Here is a 21,885-nt window from a genome sequence, read left to right on the forward strand (position 1 = left end):
TCCACCGCCCCGACGTGACCGTGGGGCGGTCGAGGCCTCGCGCCTCCACCGCCCCACCCGCTCCGCACGGGAGGTCACTTGACCGACCCGGCCATCACCCCCTGGACGAAGTGCCGCTGGAACGCGAAGAACACGGCCACCGGTACCACGAGCGACAGGAACGCTCCCGGTGCCAGCACGTCGATGTTGCTGCCGAACTGCCGTACCTGGGACTGCAGGGCGACCGTGAGCGGCTGGGCGGAGCTGTCCGCGAACAGCAGGGCCACGAGCATGTCGTTCCACACCCACAGGAACTGGAAGATGGCGAGGCTCGCGATGGCCGGCCGCCCCACCGGCAGTACCAGCCGGGTGAAGATCCGCCATTCGCCGCCACCGTCCATCCGGGCCGCCTCCAGCATCTCCTTCGGCATCTCGGCGAAGTAGTTGCGCAGCAGGAACACCGCGAACGGCAGCCCGTAGGCCACGTGGAACAGCACGACACCGGGGATCGTGCCGAACAGCCCCAGCTGCCCGAAGAGTTTGGCCACCGGCAGCAGCCCGATCTGCACCGGCACCACCAGCAGCGCCACCACGCCCAGGAAGACGGCGTCCCGGCCCGGGAAGTCCAGCCACGCGAACGCGTACCCGGCGAGTGCCGCGAGGACCACGACCAGGACGGTCGTCGGCACCGAGATCAGCACCGTGTTCCAGAACGCCTGCGTCATGCCGGAGTTCTTCAGCAGCGCCGAGTAGTTGTCGAAGGACAGCTGCCCGGGACTGGCGAACACCGTCCACCAGCCGCCCTTCGCGGTGTCCTGGGCGGACCGCAGGGAGGACAGGAAAAGTCCCGCCAGCGGGGTCAGCCAGATCAGGCCGATGACCACGAGGAAGGCCTGCACGGCACCGTTGCCCAGTCCGCGCCGTACCGCGTTCATCGCTGGCTCCTTCGGAATCGACGGACGTTGAAGACCATGGCGGGGACGACGAGGAGAAGCAGCAGGACGCCGAGGGCGCTGCCCAGCCCCTGGTTGTTGCCGCCGCCGAAGGACACGAGCCACATCTGGGTGGCGAGCACGGTCGCGTCCTCCTGCACGGGGCCCGGCGCGATGATGTAGACGAGGTCGAAGACCTTCATCACGTTGATCACCAGGGTCACGAAGACCACGGTCAGGACGGGCGCCAGCAGCGGCACGGTGATCCGCCGGAAGATCTGCCACTCGTTCGCCCCGTCCATACGGGCCGCCTCCAGCGCGTCCCGGGGCAGTGCCGAGAGCCCGGCGCCGATCAGCACCATCGCGAAGCCGGTCCAGATCCACAGGTACGCCCCGATGATCGCGGGCGTGACGAGCGCGGGCCCGAGCCAGGAGACGCCGTCGTAGGGCTGGGCGAAGTTCGACGCGGGCAGCCTCACCGTGTAGGCGCCGGACTCCAGACCCGGCAGGCGGAAGGAGCCGTCCGAGGCCGTGGTGGTGCTCGCGACCGTCGTGCCGTCGCGCACCGCCTCGACCTCGACCCCCGGCAGCCCGCTCTCGCGCCGGTCCACCACGCCCTGCTCCCCTCCCCCGCCGGGCGTGAAGTCCAGGTAGACGACCCCGCGCAGCTCGTCCGGCGCCGCCTCGCGGCCGGCAGCCGCGTACGCGGGTTCGGCGTCGCCGGGCAGCTCCTGCGGCGGGACCCCGACCAGGCCGAGGCTCAGCACGTCTCCCGGCGAGGCGCTCGCCGCGTAGGAGCCGTCCTTCCCCGCGGTCAGCCCCTGGCCGTCCCGCGCCCGGGCGGTCGGATAGGCCGAGGCACCCTTGAAGGCGTCGTGCACGGACACCACGGCCGCGTTCAGCACGCCCTTGTCCGGGTTCTCGTCGTAGGCGAGCCGGAAGATGATGCCCGCGGCGAGGAAGGACACCGCCATCGGCATGAACAGCAGCAGCTTGAAGGCCGTGGCCCAGCGGACCTTCTCCACCAGGACGGCGAGGACGAGTCCCAGGCCGGTCAGCAGCGTGGGGGCCACCACGACCCAGACGGCCGTGTTCCGCACGGCCTTGAGGGTCGCCGGGTCGCGGAACATCTCGCCGTAGTTCTCGCCGCCCACGAAACGGGTGCCGGACGCGTCGAAGAAGCTGCGGCCGATCGAGAAGAGCACCGGGTAGACCACCAGCGCGCCGAGCAGGAGCAGCGCCGGGAACGCGAACAGCAGGGAGATGATCCGGCCCCGCCGCCGCGTGCGCCGTACACGGGCGGGGGCACCGGCGGGCGGTGCACCCGCCTCTTTCACAAGGGTCGCGGTCATCGACCCGTCAGCCCTTGTACGCCTTGGCGGCAGCGTCCTCGAGCCGCGCCGCGGTCCCCTTCGGGTCCGACGGGTCGCGCAGGAAGTCCTGCAGCAGCTTCCACTCGCCCGCGCCCTTGGTGCCGCCGAAGGCCGCCGGGGCCTGGTCGGACATGTCGAAGCGGACCGAGTCGCCGGCCGCCACCAGGGACTTGGCGGTCGCGCGGGTGACGTCGTCGCCGTAGGAGGCGAGGTCGAGCTTGGTGTTCGGGGACAGGAAGCCGCCGGTCTTCGCCCACACGGCCGCGGCCTCGGGGGTGGCCAGGTATTCCAGGAGCGCCATGCCGGCCTTGGCGTTCTTGCCGTCCTTGAGCACCACGGCCGCGTCGCCGCCGCTGACCACCGGGGCCTTTCCGCCGCCGACCGCGGGGAAGGGGAAGAAGTCGGCGTCCTCGCCGATCACCTTGCCGAACTGGTCCTTGGCGACCCCCGCGACGAAGTCGCCCTCGTAGACCATGCCGGCCTTGGGCTCGGGTCCGAACACCTTCTCCACCGAGCCCGGGAAGTCGGTGTTCAGGGCCTCCTTCTGGCCGCCCGCCACCAGCTGCTTGTCCTTGAAGAGGGCGCCGAGGGTCGTCAGCGCCTCGACGACCGACGCGTCGGTCCACTTCAGCTCGTGGGCGGCGAGGGCGTCGTACTTCTCGGGTCCGGCCTGGGAGAGGTAGACGTTCTCGAACCAGTCGGTGAGCGTCCAGCCGTCCTGCCCGGCCACCGAGAAGGCGGCGAGACCGGAGTCGGAGACGGTGTGCCCGGCCTTCAGCATGTCGTCGTACGTGGTCGGCGGCTTGACGCCGGCCTGGGCGAGCGCGTCGGGGCTGTACCAGACCGTCGACTTGTGGGCGGCCTTGAAGTAGAGGCCGTAGAGGGTGCCCTCGACGCTGCCGTACGTCTTCCACACGTTCGCGTAGTTGGCGTCGACCGCCTGCTGGGCGGTCTTGGACAGCGGCTTGAGCCAGCCGCTCCGGGCGAACTGCTGCAACACGCCGACCTGCGGGACCATCACGACGTCGGGTGCGTTGCCGCCTTCTATCTTGCTGCCGACGACGGTGGACACGTTGTCCCCCGTGGACACGAACTGCGTCTTGGCGCCGGTCTTCTCGCTGAACGCGTCCAGGACCTTCTGGAAGTTCTTCTGCTCGCTGCCGGACCAGACGCCGGCCACGGTGACCGTCTGGCCGCTGAGCGCCTTGTCGCCGCCGCCGGCCGAGACCGGGCCGCCGCCTCCGCAGGCGGTTGCGCCCAGCGCCAGGGCGAGGGCGGTGCAGCCGGTGAGCAGGGTGGTACGTCGTCGCATCATCGTTGATGTCCCTTCGGGGATGGTGGGAAACGGACGGGCGGTCAGGGAGGTCAGAGGTCGCTGAGCCACCAGGCCGCGGTCGAGCCGGGGAGCACCCCGGCCGGGCAGGGGCCGCTGGAGAGCAGGGGGGTGCCGGAGACCGGCGCGGGCGTGGGCGCCGTACCGAAGTTGACGGCGCAGACGAGGCCGTCGCCGCGGGTGAAGGCGAGGACTCCGGGCGGGGTGTCCAGCCAGTGCAGCGTGCCCTCGCCCAACTGGGGCAGCGCGGCGCGTAGTTGGAGGCCGTCCCGGTACAGGTGCCAGAAGGAGCGGGTGTCGGCGACGGCTCGGTCGGTGGCGTACTCGGCGAAGTACTCGGGCTGCGGCAGCCACGGCCTGGCGCCCTCGGCACCGGAGGTGAAGCCGAACGGCGAGGCCTGCCCCGACCAGGGCAGCGGCACCCGGCAGCCGTCGCGGATGCGGGCGCGGCTTCCGGTGCGGCGGAAGATCGGGTCGGTGAGCACGTCGTCGGGCAGGTCGACGACCTCCGGCAGGCCGAGCTCCTCGCCCTGGTAGATGTACGCGGCTCCGGGCAGCGCCAGCATCAGCAGCGCGGCGGCGCGGGCGCGGGCGGCACCGAGGCCGCTGCCGCCGGGGGCGGGTTCGCCGTACCGCGTGACGGTGCGGACCTGGTCGTGGTTGTTGAGGACCCAGGTGACCGTCGAGCCGGTGCCGGCGATGTCCTGCATGGCCTCGGAGATGACCTTGCGGAAGGCGTCCGGGTCCCAGGGTGCGCCGAGCAGGTCGAAGAAGAAGGCCTGGTGGAGCTCGTCCGGGCGGACGTACTGGGCGTGTTCGCGGGCGGTGGGGACCGAGACCTCGCCGACCAGCAGCCGCTCGCGTCCGTCCCGTGCCGCGTAGCCGTCGCACACCGCGCGCCAGTGCCGCCACACGTCGTGCACCTCGGGCTGGTTCCAGGCGAGCGGGTTGACCGAGTCACGGGTGCGGGCGTCGGCCTCCGGGTCCGGGGAGTCGGGGAGGTCGGGGTGCTTGAAGAGGCCGGCGGCCACGTCGATGCGGAAGCCGTCCACGCCCCGGTCGAGCCAGAAGCGGAGGGTCCGGTCGAACTCCTCGGCCACCTCGGGGTTGCGCCAGTTCCAGTCCGGCTGCTCGGGCGTGAACATGTGCAGGTACCACTGGCCGGGCCGCCCGTCGGCCTCCGTCACCCGGCTCCACGCCGGGCCGCCGAACATGGCGTGCCAGTTGTTGGGCGGCTCGGCGCCGCCGGGGCCGCGGCCGTCGGCGAAGTGGAAGCGGGCGCGGGCCTCGCTGCCGGGGCCGGCGGCGAGCGCCTCGCGGAACCAGGGGTGCTCGCTGGAGCAGTGGTTGGGGACGATGTCCAGGAGCACCTTGACGCCGAGCCGGCGAGCCGCGGCGATCAGCAGGTCGAACTCGGCGAGGTCGCCGAAGGTCGGGTCGACGTCGCGGTACTCGGCCACGTCGTAGCCGTGGTCGTGCTGCGGCGAGGGGTAGAAGGGGCTCAGCCAGATTCCGTCGACGCCCAGCTTCTTCAGGTAGGGCAGTCCTGCCCTGACCCCGGCGAGATCGCCGATGCCGTCGCCGGTGCTGTCCAGGAAGCTGCGGACGTACACCTGGTAGATCACGGCGTCGCGCCACCAAGGGAGCTTGTTCAACCCATTGACCCGTCTCTGTAAGAGGCCAGCTGTTATGCATGCATGTTAAGTAGGCGTGTCGTGAGGGTGTCAATGAACAGGAAGAAGCTACTGAATGGTTGGCCCTTTATATGTGGATTTATCAGGGCACATCGCGGCAAGGTGAGACCGCTGCGTTACCTAACATGTAACTAGCGGCCGGAGACGGCGGCGAGTTCGCGCGCCAGCCGCCGCACCGCGTCCTCGGGCGTCTCGCGCCCGGTCATCGCGTCGCGCACGACCGCCTGCACGACCAGGCTGACCTGGTCGTACCGGGGGCTCTTGGGGCGCGGCGCGGCCGCGAGCACGCTCGCCCGCAGGGTCGGCAGGTACGGGAACCGCCGCACCAGAGCGGGGTCCTCGTACAGCGCGGCACGCACGGGCGGCAGCGCGCCGCGCGTGAGGACCCGGCGCTGGACGGGCTCACTGGTGAGGTAGGCGAGCAGACGCGCGGCCGAGTCGGGGTGCCGCGCGTGTGTGCCGACGGCCAGGTTGGAGCCGCCGAGGACGCTCGTGCCGGGCCCGTCCGGTCCGGGCAGCGGTACGGCGCCGATCTTCCCGGCGACCGGTGACCCCGCGGCCGAGGCGACGGCATAGGCGTACGGCCAGTTGCGCAGGAACAGCAGCCGCCCGTCCTGGAAGGCCTGCTTGGACTCCTCCTCCTTGTACGTGAGCGCCTGGCGCGGTATCCAGCCCTCGCGCACACCCCGGGCGAGGAACCCGATGCCCTCGCGGGCGGCGGCGGAGTTCACGGTGACACGGGCGCCCTCGTCGCCGAGGATCGTGCCGCCCGCCGAGTAGACGGCCTCGGCGGCATTGACCGTGAGGCCCTCGTAGGGCAGGAACTGCCCCGCGTACCCGTCGAGCCCGTACTTCGGGGCGATGGTCTTCGCGTCCTGCTCCAGTTCGGCCCAGGTGCGCGGCGGCGGGACGCCCTCCTTGGCGAGGACGTCCTTGCGATAGAGGAGCAGTCCGGCGTTGGTCACGTACGGGACGGCGTAGAGCTGCCCGTCGTAGGTCGCCGTGTCCACGACCGGCGGCAGGAAGCTGCCGAGCGGGAAGCGCTCGCGCGGGAGCGGACGTATCCAGCCCGCGGCGGCGAACTCCGGGGTCCAGTTGACGTCGATGTTGAGGACGTCGAAGCGGCTGCGGCCGCCGTCGCGCAGGTCGGTGGCCATCTGCGCATGGGTCTCGTCCGCGGAGTCCGGCAGCTCGACGAGGGTGACCCGCTCCCCGGGGTGGGCGCGGTTCCAGCCCTCCAGGAGGGGGCCCAGGTAACCCGTGAGATCTCCGGCGGTGGCGAGCGTCAGGGGCCCGCGGCCGCCCGCCGCCCCTTCGCCGGCCCGCGCTCCCGAGGCGAGGTACCCCGTCATGACCACGACGAGAACGAGGAGGCCCCTACCCGCGGCACGTATCCACCGCATAGGTTCCTCCCAGTACACCGGCGCCGGGCACCTTCGCCCGGAGTCAGAGGCCATGTATACCTGTTAGGTATGGGCGATACTAGGGCCTGGCGTCAAACTTACGCGGACTAGGAGGACAGCACGAGTGCGCCTGTCCCTGCTGGCCCTCCTCGCGCGCGGCCCGGCCCATGGCTACGAGCTCAAGCAGGACCTTGAGCAACTGCTGGGGTCCGCGTACCCTCAGCCGAACGTCGGCCAGATCTACGTCACCCTCGGCCGCCTCGAGAAGACGGGACTCATCGAGGGCGAAGAGGTCGAGCAGTCGAGCCGGCCCAACAAGAAGATCTACCACCTCACCGACGCCGGGCGGGACGAGCTGCGCGCCTGGTACGACGAGACGGCGGACGAGCCGCGGGTGCGGGACGAGTTCTTCATGAAACTGGCCCTCGCCTCGCAGACCGGCCTCGCCGACCAGATCACCCTCATCAACAAACAGCGGCGCCAGTACCTCAACACCATGCGCAACCTCTCGAAACTGGCCGCCGCCGAGAACCGGGACAACCGCATCGCGCACCTTCTGATCGAAGGCGCGATGCTGCACCTGCAGGCCGACCTCGACTGGCTGGAACGGTGTCAGGAAGAGCTGGAGGAGCTGGAATGAGCGACAGTCCCGCTCCTGTGCTGCGCGCCGAGCGCCTGGTCAAGACGCACCACGGCGAGGGCGCCCCGGCGCATGCCGTACGGGGCGTCGACCTGCGCGTCGGGCGGGGCGAGTTCGTGGCGGTCACCGGCCCGTCCGGTGCCGGCAAGTCGACCCTGCTGCATCTGCTCGGCGGCCTGCAGCGGCCGGACAGCGGAAGCATCTGGCTGGACGGCGAGTGCACCGACGACTACAGCGAGGCGCGCTGGGCGGTGGAGCGCCGCCGGCGCATCGGGATCGTCTTCCAGTTCTTCAACCTGGTGTCCAACCTGTCGGTCGCCGACAACGTGGAGCTGCCCGCCCTGCTGGCCAAGGCCTCCCCGCGGCAGGCGCGCGCCGAGCGGGAGGAGCTGCTGGCCGAGCTGGGGCTGACGGGCAAGGAGCGGAGCATGCCGGGTGAGCTCTCCGGCGGAGAGCAGCAGCGGGTGGCGCTCGCGCGGGCCCTGGTCAACCGGCCGCCGCTGCTGCTGGCCGACGAGCCCGCGGGCAGTCTGGACAGCAAGGGCACCCGCGAGGTGATGCGGCTGCTGACCCGTTTCCACCAGCGCGGCCAGACGATCGTACTGGTCACCCATGACGCCCGGCTGGCGAGCGCCGCGGACCGGGTGATCAGCTTCTTCGACGGGCGGATCGCCGACGACGCGGAACTGGACGGCACGCCGTCGCGCGGGACCGGGCTGTCGGGCGTGCTGGAGCTCAGGGACTGAGATGCGGGTGGACGAACGCGCCGTCGCGTCACGCGAGACGGGAGGCTGAGCCGTGCGAGCCGTCCTGCGCTGGGCGCACTCCGATCTGCGCACCCACCGCGGCGAGGCGCTGTTCCTCGTCCTCGCCACCGCCGGCATCGTCGTCTCGCTGCTGCTGGCCACGGCGCTGTTCGGGTACGCCACCAACCCCTGGCAGCGGGTCTTCACCCAGGCGCGCGGCGCCCATGTGTGGATCCACACCGCTCCGTCCGCGCAGGTGGGGAAGCTGTCGGGGCTGGACGGCGTCGACTCCGTGGCAGGGCCGTACCCCACCGCCGCCGCCACCCTCGCCTCGCGCGGCGCCCGCGCCTCCGTCGAGCTGCGGGGCACACCCGAGCAGCCCACCGTGGGCAGACCGCTGCTCGCCTCCGGCACCTGGCTGACCCCGGCCGCTCCGGACGGCGTCGTCCTGGAGAGCCGCCTCGCCCGCGCGCTGCTGGCCGAACCCGGCGACACCCTCACCGTGCCCGGCACGGCCCGCAGACTGACCGTCCTCGGCATCGCCGACAGTGCCGAGCCGCGCTACCGGCCGGGCGAACGGCCGGGGCTCGTGTGGGCGCTCCCGTCCGCCGTGCCGGCCCCGGACGGCCTGGTGACCGGACTGCGTCTGGCGGACCCCGGGGACACGGACTACGCCGTCCAGCGCGCCGTCACGGTGCTGGGCGCCGGTACCGTCGGCGAGGTCTCGACCTGGCAGCAGGCACGGGCCGAGGCCCAGGGCGACAACCGGCTCCTCGGCCAGGTGCTGGGCCTGTTCGGACTCGGCGCGCTGGTCGCGGCGGGGCTCGCCGTGCACGGGGCGATCGCCACCCGTATCCGGGGCCACCTGCGGGACATCTCCGTCCTGAAGGCGATCGGCTTCACGCCGGGGCAGGTCGTCCGTGTCTTCCTCGTCCAGCACATCGCCTACGCGCTGCTGGGCGCCGTGGCCGCGGCGGCGCTCACCCAGGCGGCGGGCAGCCGGATCCCGGGGCGGTTCGGCGACGCGGTCGGCGTGTGGCAGGGGCTGCCCGGGACCACCGTGGCGCTGTTCGTGGTGCCGGCGGGGGCGGTTCTCTTCATCGGTGCGACGACCGGCCTCGCCGCCTGGCGGGCGGGGCGGGTGCCCCCGGTTCCGGTGCCGCGGCCCGCCGCCGCGGTGGGCGGGCCTCTGTCGGGCCCGGCGCGCCGGGCGCTCGGGCTGCGACTGCCTCCGGCGCTGGTCCTCGGCTGGCACAAGGTGTTCCCCGGGCGCCCGCGGTCGGTGGCGACGATGGCCCGGCTGACGCTGCCGCTGCTGCTGATCGTGGTCGCGATGAGCGCCTGGACCACCATCGACCGCTTCCACAGCGAGCCCGAGCGGATCGGCCTCCCGGCCGCGCTCAGCGTCCACGCGGACTCCGGCCTGGCCGACGCGGACGCCCGCGCGCTGCTGGAACGCGATCCGCAGGTCGCCGCCGCCTACCCCGGTGTGCAGGTGGCGGCCCTCGTGCCGGGCCAGACGGCCACGATCGCGCTGCGCGGCCTCGGCACCCGCCAGGACCCGTACCCCTACGCCCTGGCGGAGGGCCGTCCCGCGCGCGGCCGTGACGAGGCGGTGGCCGGGCAGGGCCTGCTCGACCTGCTCGACGTGCGGGTGGGCGACTGGGTGCGGATGACCGTCGGCGAGCAGCCGCAGATCCTGCACATCGTGGGCCGCAGCATCGAGCCGGAGAACGCCGGCCGGGTCATCTCCACCTCGCTCGACACCCTGCGCGAGAACGACCCGGGCCTCGGCCCCACCCTCTACCAGCTCCGGCTGCGCCCCGGCGCGGACCCGCGCACGGTCGCCGGCCGGCTGACCACCGCCGGGCAGGGCCATCTGGACGTGCACACCGTGCCGAACCCGGCCGACGGGCTGTCGCCGCTGCGCGCGGTGGTCGCGGGCCTGATCGGCGTCCTCGCCCTGATCGGGCTGATCGAGCTGCTCACCGCGATCGGCGGCACCGTGCGCGAGGGCGAGCGCGACCTGCTCGCGCTCAAGGCCATCGGCCTGTCCCCGCGGCAGATCACCGCCGTCACCGTCACGGCCACGGGCTGTACCGCGCTGGCCGCGGTGCTCGCCGCCACGGCCCTCGGCACCCCCCTCGCGCACTGGCTGATCGACGCCCAGGGCCGGTCGAGCGGCATCGGCGCGGGGATCGCCCGGGTGCCGTCCCCGGGCCTGCTGGCGCTCTTCGGCGCGGCGGCGGTGCTGGGGGCGTCCGCTCTCGCCGCCGTCCCGGCGTCCCGAGCGGCCCGGCACCGGCTCGCGGACACCCTGAGCGCGGTGGCCTGACCCGGGTTCCTGCCGTCAGCCGCCGTAGGGGTGCCGGCGGGGCGGGTGGTACGGCGGGTGGTACGGCGGGGTCGGACCGTACGGGTTTCCGCCGCCGGCCGGGTAGGGGTTGCCCTGCGGATACGGCTGCCCCGCACCCGGCGCGTACGGGTGGCCGTGGGGATGCCCCTGCCGCGGGATGTGCGGCGGTGCCGTCGGCGGCATCGGCGTGGGCAGGGGCGGGAGGGTGGCCGGGTGGGCCGTGAGGCGGATGCCGTAGCGCTGCTTGAGGCGGCGGGTCTCCAGGAAGGCGATCGCCGTGACGGTCACCGGCGCGCCCAGGATGAACAGGACGCCCATGGTGAGGCTCAGACCGTGCAGCTCGCCCGTGACGAGGTCGGGGACGGCCATCAGCCAGGCCGTCACCGTGGCGAGCAGCGGCGGGAGGGAGCGGTGGACGGCGGCGGTGCCGAAGAAGTTCCCGGTGAGCCTGATCGCGCCCGCCATGACGAACAGGGCCATCCAGAAGCCGGCGAGGGTGAGGAGGAGTTTCGCGACGAACCCGAACGCGTCGCCCAGCCGGAAGAGCATCACGGTCGTGAAGACCGACCCGATGAAGAACAGCAGCAGCTTGAGCGAGTTGAAGAGCGGCACCTTCAACTGGCGTACGGTGCCGCCGCGCCGCCAGACGTAGAGCATCACGCCGATGGTCAGCGGGGTGAGGAAGAACAGTACGGCGGAGGCCGTGGCCGCGTTGTCCAGTATCTCCTCGAAGGCGAAGCCGCCCTCCACATAGGTGTAGACGCCGAGGGCCGCGACCGCCCCCGCGATGACCCGGATGCGTTTGAGCTGTTCCACGGACGGGTCGAGCGCTGGCGGGATCCACGCCGGGTGGAACACCGCCCGCGCCACCTGATGCGGCTTCAGGAACGAGCGGGCGGTGAGTGTGCCGCCGGTCCGACTCCGGTGCGCAGTCGTCATCGTGAGCTCCCCCGAGCGATCGTGTTCATGATCGCCCGGGAGTCTACGGGAAGCGGACGGCCGTACGCCGCCCGCTTCCCGGCAGCGGGCCCTCAGCTACGGCCGCGCAGCTCCCGGTACCGGGCGACCAGCGCCCTGGTGGACGCGTCCAGCCCCGGCACCTCCGCCCCCTCCGTCAGCGCGGGCTCGACCCGCTTGGCGAGGACCTTGCCCAGCTCCACGCCCCACTGGTCGAAGGAGTCGATGTTCCACACGGCGCCCTGCACGAACACCTTGTGCTCGTAGAGCGCGATGAGCTGGCCGAGCACCGAGGGGGTCAGCTCGCGGGCCAGGATCGTCGTGGTGGGGTGGTTGCCCCGGAACGTCTTGTGGGCCACCAGCTCCTCCGGCACACCCTCCGCGCGCACCTCCTCGGGCGTCTTGCCGAAGGCCAGCGCCTGGGTCTGGGCGAAGAAGTTGGCCATCAGCAGGTCGTGCTGCGCCGTGAGCTCGGCGCTGAGCTCGTCGACCGGGCGGGCGAAGCCGATGAAGTCCGCCGGGATCAGCTTCGTGCCCTGGTGGATCAACTGGTAGTAGGCGTGCTGGCCGTTGGTGCCGGGGGTGCCCCAGACGACCGGGCCGGTCTGCCAGTCGACGCCCTTTCCGTCGCGGTCGACGGACTTGCCGTTGGACTCCATGTCCAGCTGCTGGAGGTAGGCGGCGAACTTGGACAGGTAGTGGCTGTAGGGCAGCACGGCGTGCGACTGGGCGTCGTGGAAGTTGCCGTACCAGATGCCCAGCAGGCCGAGCAGCAGCGGCACGTTGGCCTCGGCGGGCGCGGTGCGGAAGTGCTCGTCGACCAGGTGGAAGCCGTCGAGCATCTCACGGAAGCGGTCCGCTCCGATGGCGATCATCAGGGAGAGGCCGATCGCCGAGTCGTAGGAGTAGCGGCCGCCGACCCAGTCCCAGAACTCGAACATGTTGGCCGTGTCGATCCCGAAGGCGGCCACCTTCTCCGCGTTGGTCGACAGCGCCACGAAGTGGCGGGCGACGGCCGCCTCGTCGCCCAGGGCGGCCAGCAGCCACTGGCGGGCCGAGGTGGCGTTGGTGATCGTCTCGATGGTGGTGAACGTCTTGGACGCGATGATGAACAGCGTCTCGGCCGGGTCCAGGTCGCGGATGGCCTCGTGCAGGTCGGCGCCGTCGACGTTCGACACGAAGCGGACCGTGAGGTCGCGGTCGGTGTAGCTGCGCAGCACCTCGTAGGCCATGGCCGGGCCCAGGTCGGAGCCGCCGATGCCGATGTTGACCACGTTCCTGATGCGCCGCCCGGTGTGGCCGGTCCACGCACCGGAGCGGACGCGGTCCGAGAAGCCGGCCATCTTGTCCAGGACGGCGTGGACGGCCGGGACCACGTTCTCCCCGTCGACCTCGATCACCGCGTCACGCGGGGCGCGCAGGGCGGTGTGCAGCACCGCGCGGTGCTCGGTGGTGTTGATCTTCTCGCCGCGGAACATGGCGTCCCGCAGGCCGAAGACGTCGGTGGCCGCGGCCAGCTCGCGCAGCAGCCGCAGCGTCTCGTCGGTGACGAGGTGCTTGGAGTAGTCGATGTGCAGGTCGCCGACCTGCAGCGTGTAGCCGCTGCCGCGCTCCGGGTCGGCGGCGAACAGCTCTCGCAGCTGTACCTCGCCGAGCTCCTCGCGGTGCTTGGCCAGCGCCGTCCACTCGGGCGTCTGGTTGAGCCTCGTACGGCCGTCTGCGTTCATGTCGGACTTCTGCCCTTCCTCACCTGTCCGTGCTGCTGCGCACGCCTTGCCCCGCCGGTCCCAACCTAGTTGATCAGCGCGTCGCACGAGCGGACGCCGAACCGTCCTGCGGGACAACAACAGGTACGTCCGCCCGGCCCGCGGGTATCAACGCGGCGACGGACAGGGCGAAAAGAAGGGCCGCCAGCAGCGCGGGGGCGGCGAGCCCGAGGGCGTCGGCGGCGGCTCCGCCGAGCAGGGCGCCCAGAGGCGCACCGGACGTGGAGGCCGTACGGAAGGCGGAGGCGATACGGCCGACCATGGGCGCGGGGCTGCGCTGCTGCATGAGCGTGACCTGGTTGACGTTCCACACCATGCCCATGGTCCCGAGCAGCAGCATGCCCACGAGGAGCGCGGCGAGGTGCCGGACGGTGCCCATGAGCAGCAGTGACCCGACCTGGACGCAGCCGCCGAGCAGCAGGGCCCGCGCCCGGCCGGTGCGGCGCGCGACGTGCTGGGCGACGAAGCCGCCGGCGAGGCTGCCGAGCGCGTACACCGTCATGGCGGCGGCGTACCCGGTGGTGCCCGCGTCCAGCCATCGCGTCACGTGCAGCACCAGGGTGGCGATGAGGGCGCCCATGCCGATGTTGCAGAGCAGGGTGGCCGCGCAGACCGGTCGCAGGACGTCGTCGCGCCAGAGGCGGCGCAGCCCTTCGGCGATCTCCGCCCGCAGGGTGCCGCCGGCGGGGCGCGGCTCCCGCTCGGGCGGCCGGGTCCGCAGGGAGGCCACGAGGGCGGCGGCCAGCAGATAGGTGCCCGCGTCGACCGCGAACGGCATGAACGCGCCGGCGCCCAGCAGCAGCGGCACGAACGGTCCGGCGAGCAGGCCGCCGGCGAGCTGCTGACCGGTCATGAGCCGTGCGTTGGCGCTCCCGAGGGCCGCGCGGGGCACCAGGGCCGGCAGCAGGGCCGTGGAGGCGTTGTCGAAGAGGGTCTGGAGGGTGGTCAGCAGGAAGGCGAGAGCGAGCAGCAGCGGGACGGAGGCATGGCCGAGGCCCACGGCGAGCGCGAATCCGGCGACGAGCAGTCCTCGTGCGGTGTCGACGGCCCACATGGCGCGCCGCTGGTCCACCCGGTCGGCGACGGCCCCGCCGAGCAGTCCGAACAGCAGCCAGGGGAGATGGGCGCAGGCGGTCACGGAGGCGACGACCAGCGGCTCGTCCGTGAGCCGTACGGCGAGCAGCGGCAGGGCGGCCGCACGCAGCGCGTCTCCGAAGCGCGAGATCACGGCGGCGCTCCACAGCCGCCCGAATGCTCCGCGCCACGTCGGCGCACGCCTCTGGTCCGCCTCGGTCCCCGTCACGAATCCCCCTCGGTCCGCCGGTTCACCGCAGACGCGGGAACCTGCACGAAAGACCGTAGAGGAGACCACTGACAACGGGCTCGGCCGCGGTCACCGCACGAGGGAGAAGCGGTCCGGCCAGGTACCCTCACGGTCCCCGGCCGGTCTCAACTCCTAGATCTCGCCCCGCAGTTTGGCGAGCGCCTCGGCGAGGATCGCCTCGCCGTCCGCGTCGCTGCGCCGCTCCCGCACATAGGCGAGGTGCGTCTTGTAGGGCTCGGTGCGCGGCGGGTCCGGGGGGTTGTCCCGGTCCTGTCCGGCAGGGAAGCCGCAGCGGGGGCAGTCCCAGGTGTCGGGAACCTGCGCGTCGCTGGCGAAGCTGGGCTGCGTCTCGTGCCCGTTGGAGCACCAGAAGGAGATGCGCAGACGGGGCGCGGACTCGCCCCGCTCGGCCTCGCCCATCGGCCCCGCCCCGACCCGGCTTCCTCGGATCGCGTTGCCACTTGCCACGGTCGTAACTCCCTGCGTAATGGTGCCGCAAAGCGAGTCGGCGTTTCGCTTCGCTGCGAGCGCCTCAGTCTACGTAAGGCCCAACGCGCGTCCAGTGACTGGAGTTACAGCTCCCTTACCCAGACGCAAGCCCCATGATAGGCCGCGCTCAGCTGCGCGTACCGAACATGGGGCCTTACGTACGGAATGTGCGTGCCTGTGAGAGGCTGATCAGCTGTTCGTCTTCATGACAATGCCGAGGACGATGATGCAGGCGAACCAGAGCAGACCGATCACGACGGTGATGCGGTCGAGGTTGCGCTCGGCGACCGAGGAGCCGCCGACGGAGGACTGCATGCCGCCACCGAACATGTCGGAGAGACCGCCGCCCTTCCCCTTGTGCATCAGCACCAGCAGCATCAGCAGCAGGCTGAAGACGATCAGGGCGATCGAGAACCCCAAAACCACGGCTGGACCAACTTCCTCGGAATCGGATAACGACGGGGGCACAGCACCTGGGCTGTGCCCCCGCAAGGGTACGACGGATCGCCGCTACCGCATACTCACAGCTCGGCTCACTGGTCGCGGAAACGCACGATCTTGACGAACTCGTCGGCGTCCAGCGAGGCGCCTCCCACCAGCGCGCCGTCGATGTCGGCCTGCGCCATGATCTCGGCGACGTTGCCGGCCTTGACGGAGCCGCCGTACTGGATGCGGACCTTGTCGGCCAGCTCCTGCGAGTACAGCTCGGCGATCTTCCCGCGGATCGCGGCGCAGACCTCCTGGGCGTCCCCGGCGCCGCAGACCTTGCCGGTGCCGATGGCCCAGACGGGCTCGTAGGCGATCACGACGGTCTCGGCCTGCTCGGCCGGGAGGTCCTTCAGACCCCCCTCGACCTGGGCGAGGGTGTGGGAGACGTGGTTGCCCGCCTCGCGGACCTCCAGCTCCTCGCCGACGCACAGGATGGGGGTGATGCCGTGCTTGAAGGCGGCCTTGACCTTGGCGTTGACCAGCTCGTCGGTCTCGCCGTGGTACTGGCGGCGCTCGGAGTGGCCGATCGCCACGTACGTGCACTTCAGCTTGGCGAGCATCGGGCCGGAGATCTCGCCGGTGTAGGCGCCCGACTCGTGCGCCGAGATGTCCTGGGCGCCGTACTTGATGGCGAGCTTGTCGCCCTCGACCAGGGTCTGCACGGAGCGCAGGTCGGTGAAGGGCGGCAGGACGGCGACCTCGACGGCCTCGTAGTCCTTGTCGGACAGGGCGAAGGCGAGCTTCTGGGTGTGCGCGATGGCCTCGAGGTGGTTGAGGTTCATCTTCCAGTTGCCCGCCATCAGCGGCGTGCGCGTGCTCATCGGGTCAGTCCTCCAGTGCGGCGAGGCCGGGGAGCGTCTTGCCCTCGAGGTATTCGAGGGAGGCGCCGCCGCCGGTCGAGATGTGGCCGAATGCGTTCTCGTCGAAGCCCAGGAGGCGCACGGCAGCGGCGGAGTCGCCACCGCCGACGACCGTGAAGGCCGGGGAGTCGATGAGGGCCTGGGCGACCGCCTTGGTGCCCTCGGCGTAGTCGGGGTGCTCGAAGACGCCCATCGGGCCGTTCCAGAAGACGGTGGCCGCGTCGGCGAGCTTCGAGGCGTACAGCTTGCGGGTCTCGGGACCGATGTCCAGACCCTCCTGGTCGGCGGGGATCGCGTCCGCGGCGACGGTGGTGGGGTTGGCCGGGGCCTTCGTCCTCAGGTCCGGGAACTCGCCGGCGACGAGGACGTCGACGGGCAGGACCAGCTCGACGCCGGTCTTCTCCGCGCGCTCGATGTACTCCCGCACCGCCGGGACCTGGTCCTCCTGCAGGAGGGAGATGCCGACCTCGTGGCCCTTGGCCTTGAGGAAGGTGTACGCCATGCCGCCGCCGATCAGGATGCGGTCGGCCTTGGCGAGCAGCTCGTCGATGACGGCGAGCTTGTCGGAGACCTTGGCGCCGCCGAGCGCGACCACGTAGGGGCGCTGGACGTCCACGGTGAGCTTCTTCAGGACGCCGACCTCGGTGGCGATGAGGAAGCCCGCGGCGTGCGGCAGCCGGGCCGGGAGGTCGTACACGGAGGCGTGCTTGCGGTGGACCGCCCCGAAGCCGTCGCCGACGTAGACGTCGGCGAGCTGGGCGAGCTGGTCGGCGAAGGCGCCGCGCTCGACGTCGTCCTTGGACGTCTCGCCCGCGTTGAAGCGCAGGTTCTCGATGACGGCGACCTGGCCGTCGGCGAGGCCGGCGACCGTGGCCCGGGCGGAGTCGCCGATCGTGTCGGTCGCGAAGGCCACGGCGGAGCCGAGGAGTTCGCCGAGCCGGGAGGCGGCGGGGGCAAGGGAGAACGCCGGGTCCGGGGCGCCCTTGGGGCGGCCCAGGTGGGAGGCGACGACCACCTTGGCGCCCGCGTCCGCGAGGGCCTTGACGGTCGGCAGGACGGCGCGGATGCGGCCGTCGTCGGTGATGGTGCCGTTGTCCAGCGGCACGTTGAGGTCGGCGCGGACGAAGACCCGCCGGCCGGACACTCCTTCGGAGAGGAGTTCGTCGATCGTCTTCATGAAAAGGACTCCCGGGAGGGCTGGTGATGCTCCGTGATCGTAGACAGGGGCGCTGCGTACGTGAGTCAGGGCCCGGGCGGCGCGTCCCTGCGCCGCCCGAGCCCTGCTCTCACCTCAGGTGCCTGATCCGACGATCAGAGCTGGCCGCCGACGAAGACGGTGAGGTCGACGAGGCGGTTGGAGTAGCCCCACTCGTTGTCGTACCACCCGATGACCTTCACGTTCTTGCCGTCCTGGACCATGGTCAGGGAGGAGTCGAAGGTGCAGGACGCCGGGGCGTTGACGATGTCGGAGGAGACGATCGGGTCCTCGGTGTACTCGAGGATGCCCTTCAGCTCGCCCTCGGCCGCCTTCTGGAAGGCGGCGTTGATCTCTTCCTTGGTGACCTCGCGGCCGAGCTCCAGGACGAGGTCGGTGACCGAGCCGGTGGGGACCGGGACGCGCATGGCGATGCCGTCCAGCTTGCCCTTGAGCTGCGGGAGGACCAGGGCGGTGGCCTTGGCGGCGCCCGTCGTGGTCGGGATGATGTTCTCCGCGGCGGCACGGGCGCGACGCAGGTCCTTGTGCGGGAAGTCCAGGATGCGCTGGTCGTTGGTGTACGCGTGGACCGTGGTCATCAGGCCCTTGACGATGCCGAAGTTCTCGTCGAGGACCTTGGCCATCGGCGCCACACAGTTGGTGGTGCACGAGGCGTTGGAGATGACGTGGTGGTTGGCGGCGTCGTACTTGTCCTGGTTGACGCCCATCACGATGGTGATGTCCTCGTCGGAGGCCGGAGCCGAGATGAGGACCTTCTTGGCGCCGCCGGCGAGGTGCTTCTCGGCGTCGGCCTTCTTCGTGAAGATGCCCGTCGACTCGATGACGATGTCGACGCCGAGGTCGCCCCACGGGATGTCGGCGGGGTTGCGCTCGGACAGGACCTTGATGGTGTGGCCGTCGACGGTGATCGTGTCGGCGGTGTGCGACACCTCGGCCTTCAGGCGGCCCAGGATGGTGTCGTACTTGAGCAGGTGAGCGGTTGTCGCGGTGTCACCCAGGTCGTTGACAGCCACGATCTCGATGTCAGCACCCTGCTCCAGCAGCGCGCGGAAGTAGTTACGACCGATGCGGCCAAAGCCGTTGATGCCTACGCGGATCGTCACGAACCGATCTCCTCGTTGGTACGCCGGCCATGCGGTGCCGGCGAGCTGTATTTGGGATGTCCCCGACCACCCCCGACCCTACCTCTCCGAGGCGCCGTCGGTGACATCGACTTCGCCCATACACGGCAGGACGGTCCGTACCCGCCAGTAGGGGTACGGACCGCCCTGGTCGGAAGGCATTTCCGGCCGATTTCACTACGGAGCGTCAATTGCGGTGGGGCGGAGCGTCACTGATCAAGTGATGCGAGGGCCTTTCCGATGAGCGCCGAGCGGTCGGCCGCCGAGGTCACGTGCTCCAGGCCGAAGCCGAGCAGCACGGTGTCGTCGGTGGTGACCGCGCCGTACGTCTGGAACAGCGCTCCCGTCCGCGTCCAGTTCTTCAGGACGGCCGGGCTGCCCGCGGGCGGTCCGGCGGCCTGCCAGGCGCCCAGCGAGGTCTCGAAGCCCTCGGTCTCGGTGGCGGTGCCGCCGACGACCAGCGAGGCGTCGTCGGCGAGGACGCCGTGGCCGCCGGTGCCGGGGTCGGTGACGTAGCTGATCGAGACCTCGATGTTCTTGCCCGCGTAGGCGCTCAGGTCGAAGCTGACCTGCTGCCAGCCGCTGGAGGCGCCGGTGAGGGCGTTCCAGGAGCCGGTGGTGCCGGTCGCGGCGCAGTCGTTGGTCCCGAGGGTGAGGTAGTGCCGGAGCCAGGGGTGCTCGCCGATGTAGAAGCCGGCGCCGCACTCCGCCGGTACGGCGGTGCCGGTGGCGCCGCCCGCCTCGGGGAGCGTGGTCCAGTCGTCGGCGCCGACGGTGTGGACCTCGACGATCGCGTTGTCGTAGCCGGGCTCGGTGTCCCACAGCAGCCGGGTCCGCAGCGCCGGCTTGCCCGCCGCGCCGACACCGCTGAGGTCGATGGTGCGGGTGAGGCGCTTGTAGGCGTCGTCGGTGTGCACCGCGGCGGCCATGTACGCGCCCGAGTACGGCCCGTACGGGTTGACGGTCCCGCTGAACCGGCCCGCGCCCGCGCTCGTGAACTGCGGGTACGCGGAGGCCGGCAGTTCGTCCGAGGTGACGCCGTACGTACCCGCCTTGTCCAGCGGGTTGCCGGTGGCGGCGCCGAGGGCCCCGCCGGCGCCCGCGAGCGCGCCGGAGCCGGTGAAGCCGGTGGCGCCGGGGGTCGACGTACGGGAGTAGGCGCCCAGGTAGTACTGACTGAAGTCGTCGGACGGGGTGCCGTCCCCGAGGTCGACGGTGCCGCCGGCCAGCTCGCCCGCCTCGATCAGCTTGCCGCCCTCGTTGAGGAAGGCGCGCAGTTCGAGCTGGGTCGGGTTGCCGGGGGCGCTCGCGCCCGTGTAGTGGACGACGGTCCTGAAGTGGCGCAGCACGCCGAGCGCGTCGGGCACGCCCTGGGTGGCGACGTCCCAGACGACCGCCTTGCGCCCGTTGGCCTTCAGCGCGTCGACGTAGGTCCGCGCCTGCGTGGCGGCCGCGCCCTCCTCGGCGACGACCAGGGTGTCGGCCTTGGGCCGCGCGGCGACCGTGTAGGTGAAGTGCGAGCTGGCGACCTTCTTGCCGGCCCTGGTCTCACCGGTGAACCACACCTCGACCTTGTCGCCCGGCTCACCGTCCCGCACCTTGGCGCGGTACTCGTCGAAGTAGAGGTTGTCGTCCCCGCCGAAGGTCTCGCCGCCCTTCCAGGCCCGGAGCGCCTTCTCGTGCGTACGGCCGCCGTTGACGCGGTACTTGAGCTCCTTGTCGCGGATCGCCTTCCGCACGACGACGGAGACCTCCTGGTCCGCGCCGCGCGAGTACGACGTGCCGAACGGCGCGGGGGTGAAGTCGGCGGCGGTGCGGCCGACCGCGGACTTCGGCTGGTCGGGGCGCGCGGCGGACTCGGCGACGGAGAGCGCGAACGGGATGTTCTTGGTGAACTCCTGCTGGATCAGCTTCTCGTCGTCCGGGAAGTTGAACACCGACTGGCAGTCGGAGGCGTTCCACTGGTCGTTCGGGTCGATGTTCGACGCGGTCTGACAGGTCGACATCTCCGGGGTGAACATCGCCGTGCCGTTGACGTTCGCCGCGTGGCCGTCCGCCTCGCCGTTCGTCGTGTACAGCTCCGAGGACACCTGCGGGTGGTAGCCCGGGATCGCGGAGTCGTCGGGGGTGCCGGCGAGCGCCTTGTAGAGGACGTCGTCCGGGGTGTCGGTGGCGACCTGCCAGCCGACGCCGTAGAGCAGCAGTTCGGCGGCGGAGTGGTAGTTGATGCCGTACGTGAACCCGATCCGCTTCTCGAAGGCGTCGAGCGCCTTGGTCTCGGGCTCGGAACCGGGGCTCGCGCCGCGGTAGGTCTGGCTGGTGGGGTTGGGGGACGAACCCTCGTCGTCGTAGCCCCACTTGAAGGGGAAGTTGCGGTTGAGGTCGACGCCGTCGCCGGTGGAGATCGCGCCGTCGCCGTTGACGTCCCGCAGGTTCTTGCGCCACAGGCGGTTGTCGGCGCTCTGGAACGTGTAGTCGTAGCCGTCGGGGTTGGCCGACAGCACGAACCACAGCTCGGTGGAGTCGACGATCTTCTTGATGCGCCGGTCGGTCCCGTAGTGGTCCAGGTAGTGGTGCATCAGCCGGCGGGTCATCTCCGGCGTGATCCACTCGCGCGCGTGCTGGTTGGACACGTACAGGACGGAGGGTTTGGAGCCGTCCTTGGTCTTCTTCGCGTTCTTGGTCAGTTTGAGCGCGAGGATGTCCTGGCCGTCGACCGTCCTGCCGATGGAGACGACCTTGGTGAGACCCGGGTTCTGCTGCCCGGTGCGCAGGATCTCCTCCTTCAGGCCGCCGCTGCCGCTGTAGGGGCGGAACACTCCGTCGGAGGCCGCCTCGACCCGGTCCTCGGCCTTGGCCGAAAGGGTGTGCTCGGTGAGCTCGACGCCCTGCTTCTCGAGCTTGTGGGCCTGCTTGTCGGTGAGGTAGACCTCGACGGTCGCGGTGCCCTGCTCGGGCGCCTGCTCACTGAGTTCGTGCCCGTCCTGGCCGGCCGCCAGCAGCAGGGGTACCTGCTTCTTGGTGACTTCGGCGCGGAACACCTTGACCTCGTCCGGGTCGGGTTTCGGTGCGTCTGCGGGCTGCGCCTGGGCGATGGGTGCGAGTGCCGCTCCGCCGAGCAGGAGTGCGCCGACGGCGAGGATCGATCTCGCTCTGCGTCTCATGAACCCCCCTTGCGTAGGTTCGCCACAGCAGCGAACTCTGCCA

General features: G+C 71.2%; 17 protein-coding genes. 3 read left to right on the forward strand and 14 right to left on the reverse strand.

The annotated features are described in order from the left end of the window. Positions 1-74 precede the first annotated feature (74 nt). The 5 genes from ACFY30_RS20955 to ACFY30_RS20975 form a co-directional block, all read right to left on the reverse strand. Positions 75-914, reverse strand: coding sequence for a carbohydrate ABC transporter permease (locus tag ACFY30_RS20955; RefSeq protein ID WP_390846674.1), 840 nt, complete (start codon positions 912-914; stop codon positions 75-77). After that, positions 911-2,263 (reverse strand): carbohydrate ABC transporter permease, encoded by a 1,353-nt coding sequence (locus tag ACFY30_RS20960; protein ID WP_390846675.1) that lies wholly within the window; start codon positions 2,261-2,263, stop codon positions 911-913. The genes ACFY30_RS20955 and ACFY30_RS20960 overlap by 4 nt, the downstream gene beginning before the upstream one ends. Before the next feature lie 7 nt (positions 2,264-2,270). After that, complete coding sequence (locus ACFY30_RS20965; RefSeq protein ID WP_390846676.1) at positions 2,271-3,599, reverse strand: ABC transporter substrate-binding protein; 1,329 nt, start codon at positions 3,597-3,599, stop codon at positions 2,271-2,273. 50 nt (positions 3,600-3,649) lie between these two features. After that, positions 3,650-5,272: a glycoside hydrolase family 13 protein gene (locus tag ACFY30_RS20970; protein ID WP_390846677.1), complete on the reverse strand. Its 1,623-nt coding sequence runs from the start codon at positions 5,270-5,272 to the stop codon at positions 3,650-3,652. 170 nt (positions 5,273-5,442) lie between these two features. Beyond that, positions 5,443-6,714 carry an ABC transporter substrate-binding protein gene (locus ACFY30_RS20975; RefSeq protein ID WP_390846678.1) on the reverse strand — a complete coding sequence of 424 codons (1,272 nt, stop codon included), beginning with the start codon at positions 6,712-6,714 and terminating at the stop codon, positions 5,443-5,445. A gap of 124 nt (positions 6,715-6,838) precedes the next feature. On the opposite strand from ACFY30_RS20975, the gene ACFY30_RS20980 reads away from it, so the two are divergent. The 3 genes from ACFY30_RS20980 to ACFY30_RS20990 are packed head-to-tail and all read left to right on the forward strand — an operon-like array spanning position 6,839 to position 10,435. Beyond that, positions 6,839-7,354, forward strand: coding sequence for a PadR family transcriptional regulator (locus tag ACFY30_RS20980; protein WP_390846679.1), 516 nt, complete (start codon positions 6,839-6,841; stop codon positions 7,352-7,354). Then, positions 7,351-8,100 (forward strand): ABC transporter ATP-binding protein, encoded by a 750-nt coding sequence (locus tag ACFY30_RS20985; protein ID WP_390846680.1) that lies wholly within the window; start codon positions 7,351-7,353, stop codon positions 8,098-8,100. Before ACFY30_RS20980 ends, ACFY30_RS20985 begins: the two co-directional genes overlap by 4 nt. 52 nt (positions 8,101-8,152) lie before the next feature. After that, the gene (locus ACFY30_RS20990) at positions 8,153-10,435 is read left to right on the forward strand and encodes an ABC transporter permease (RefSeq protein ID WP_390846681.1); all 2,283 of its coding nucleotides are present in this window, start codon (positions 8,153-8,155) and stop codon (positions 10,433-10,435) included. Positions 10,436-10,450: 15 nt separating this feature from the next. Here the strand turns inward: ACFY30_RS20990 and ACFY30_RS20995 are convergent, their stop codons facing one another. From ACFY30_RS20995 to ACFY30_RS21035, 9 genes are all read right to left on the reverse strand, one after another. Continuing rightward, complete coding sequence (locus tag ACFY30_RS20995; RefSeq protein ID WP_390846682.1) at positions 10,451-11,395, reverse strand: hypothetical protein; 945 nt, start codon at positions 11,393-11,395, stop codon at positions 10,451-10,453. A 92-nt stretch (positions 11,396-11,487) separates the two neighbouring features. Continuing rightward, positions 11,488-13,140: a glucose-6-phosphate isomerase gene (gene pgi / locus ACFY30_RS21000; protein ID WP_390846683.1), complete on the reverse strand. Its 1,653-nt coding sequence runs from the start codon at positions 13,138-13,140 to the stop codon at positions 11,488-11,490. 73 nt (positions 13,141-13,213) lie between these two features. Further along, positions 13,214-14,407, reverse strand: coding sequence for an MFS transporter (locus ACFY30_RS21005; RefSeq protein WP_390846684.1), 1,194 nt, complete (start codon positions 14,405-14,407; stop codon positions 13,214-13,216). Between the two features lie 228 nt (positions 14,408-14,635). Then, positions 14,636-14,971 (reverse strand): RNA polymerase-binding protein RbpA, encoded by a 336-nt coding sequence (locus ACFY30_RS21010; RefSeq protein WP_003957010.1) that lies wholly within the window; start codon positions 14,969-14,971, stop codon positions 14,636-14,638. Between the two features lie 210 nt (positions 14,972-15,181). Next, positions 15,182-15,412, reverse strand: a complete 231-nt coding sequence (gene secG / locus ACFY30_RS21015) for a preprotein translocase subunit SecG (RefSeq protein ID WP_020131907.1) — start codon at positions 15,410-15,412, stop codon at positions 15,182-15,184. A 113-nt stretch (positions 15,413-15,525) separates the two neighbouring features. Beyond that, complete coding sequence (gene tpiA, locus ACFY30_RS21020; RefSeq protein ID WP_390846687.1) at positions 15,526-16,302, reverse strand: triose-phosphate isomerase; 777 nt, start codon at positions 16,300-16,302, stop codon at positions 15,526-15,528. A 4-nt stretch (positions 16,303-16,306) separates the two neighbouring features. Beyond that, positions 16,307-17,518 (reverse strand): phosphoglycerate kinase, encoded by a 1,212-nt coding sequence (locus ACFY30_RS21025; RefSeq protein ID WP_390846688.1) that lies wholly within the window; start codon positions 17,516-17,518, stop codon positions 16,307-16,309. A 134-nt stretch (positions 17,519-17,652) separates the two neighbouring features. Then, a complete protein-coding gene (gap, locus tag ACFY30_RS21030) occupies positions 17,653-18,660 on the reverse strand; it encodes a type I glyceraldehyde-3-phosphate dehydrogenase (RefSeq protein ID WP_390846689.1) in 1,008 nt (335 codons plus the stop codon). A gap of 227 nt (positions 18,661-18,887) precedes the next feature. Further along, positions 18,888-21,842, reverse strand: coding sequence for a M14 family zinc carboxypeptidase (locus ACFY30_RS21035; protein ID WP_390846690.1), 2,955 nt, complete (start codon positions 21,840-21,842; stop codon positions 18,888-18,890). Positions 21,843-21,885: the final 43 nt, after the last annotated feature.

Source organism: Streptomyces sp. NPDC000345, from assembly GCF_042898825.1.
GTDB lineage: Bacteria > Actinomycetota > Actinomycetes > Streptomycetales > Streptomycetaceae > Streptomyces.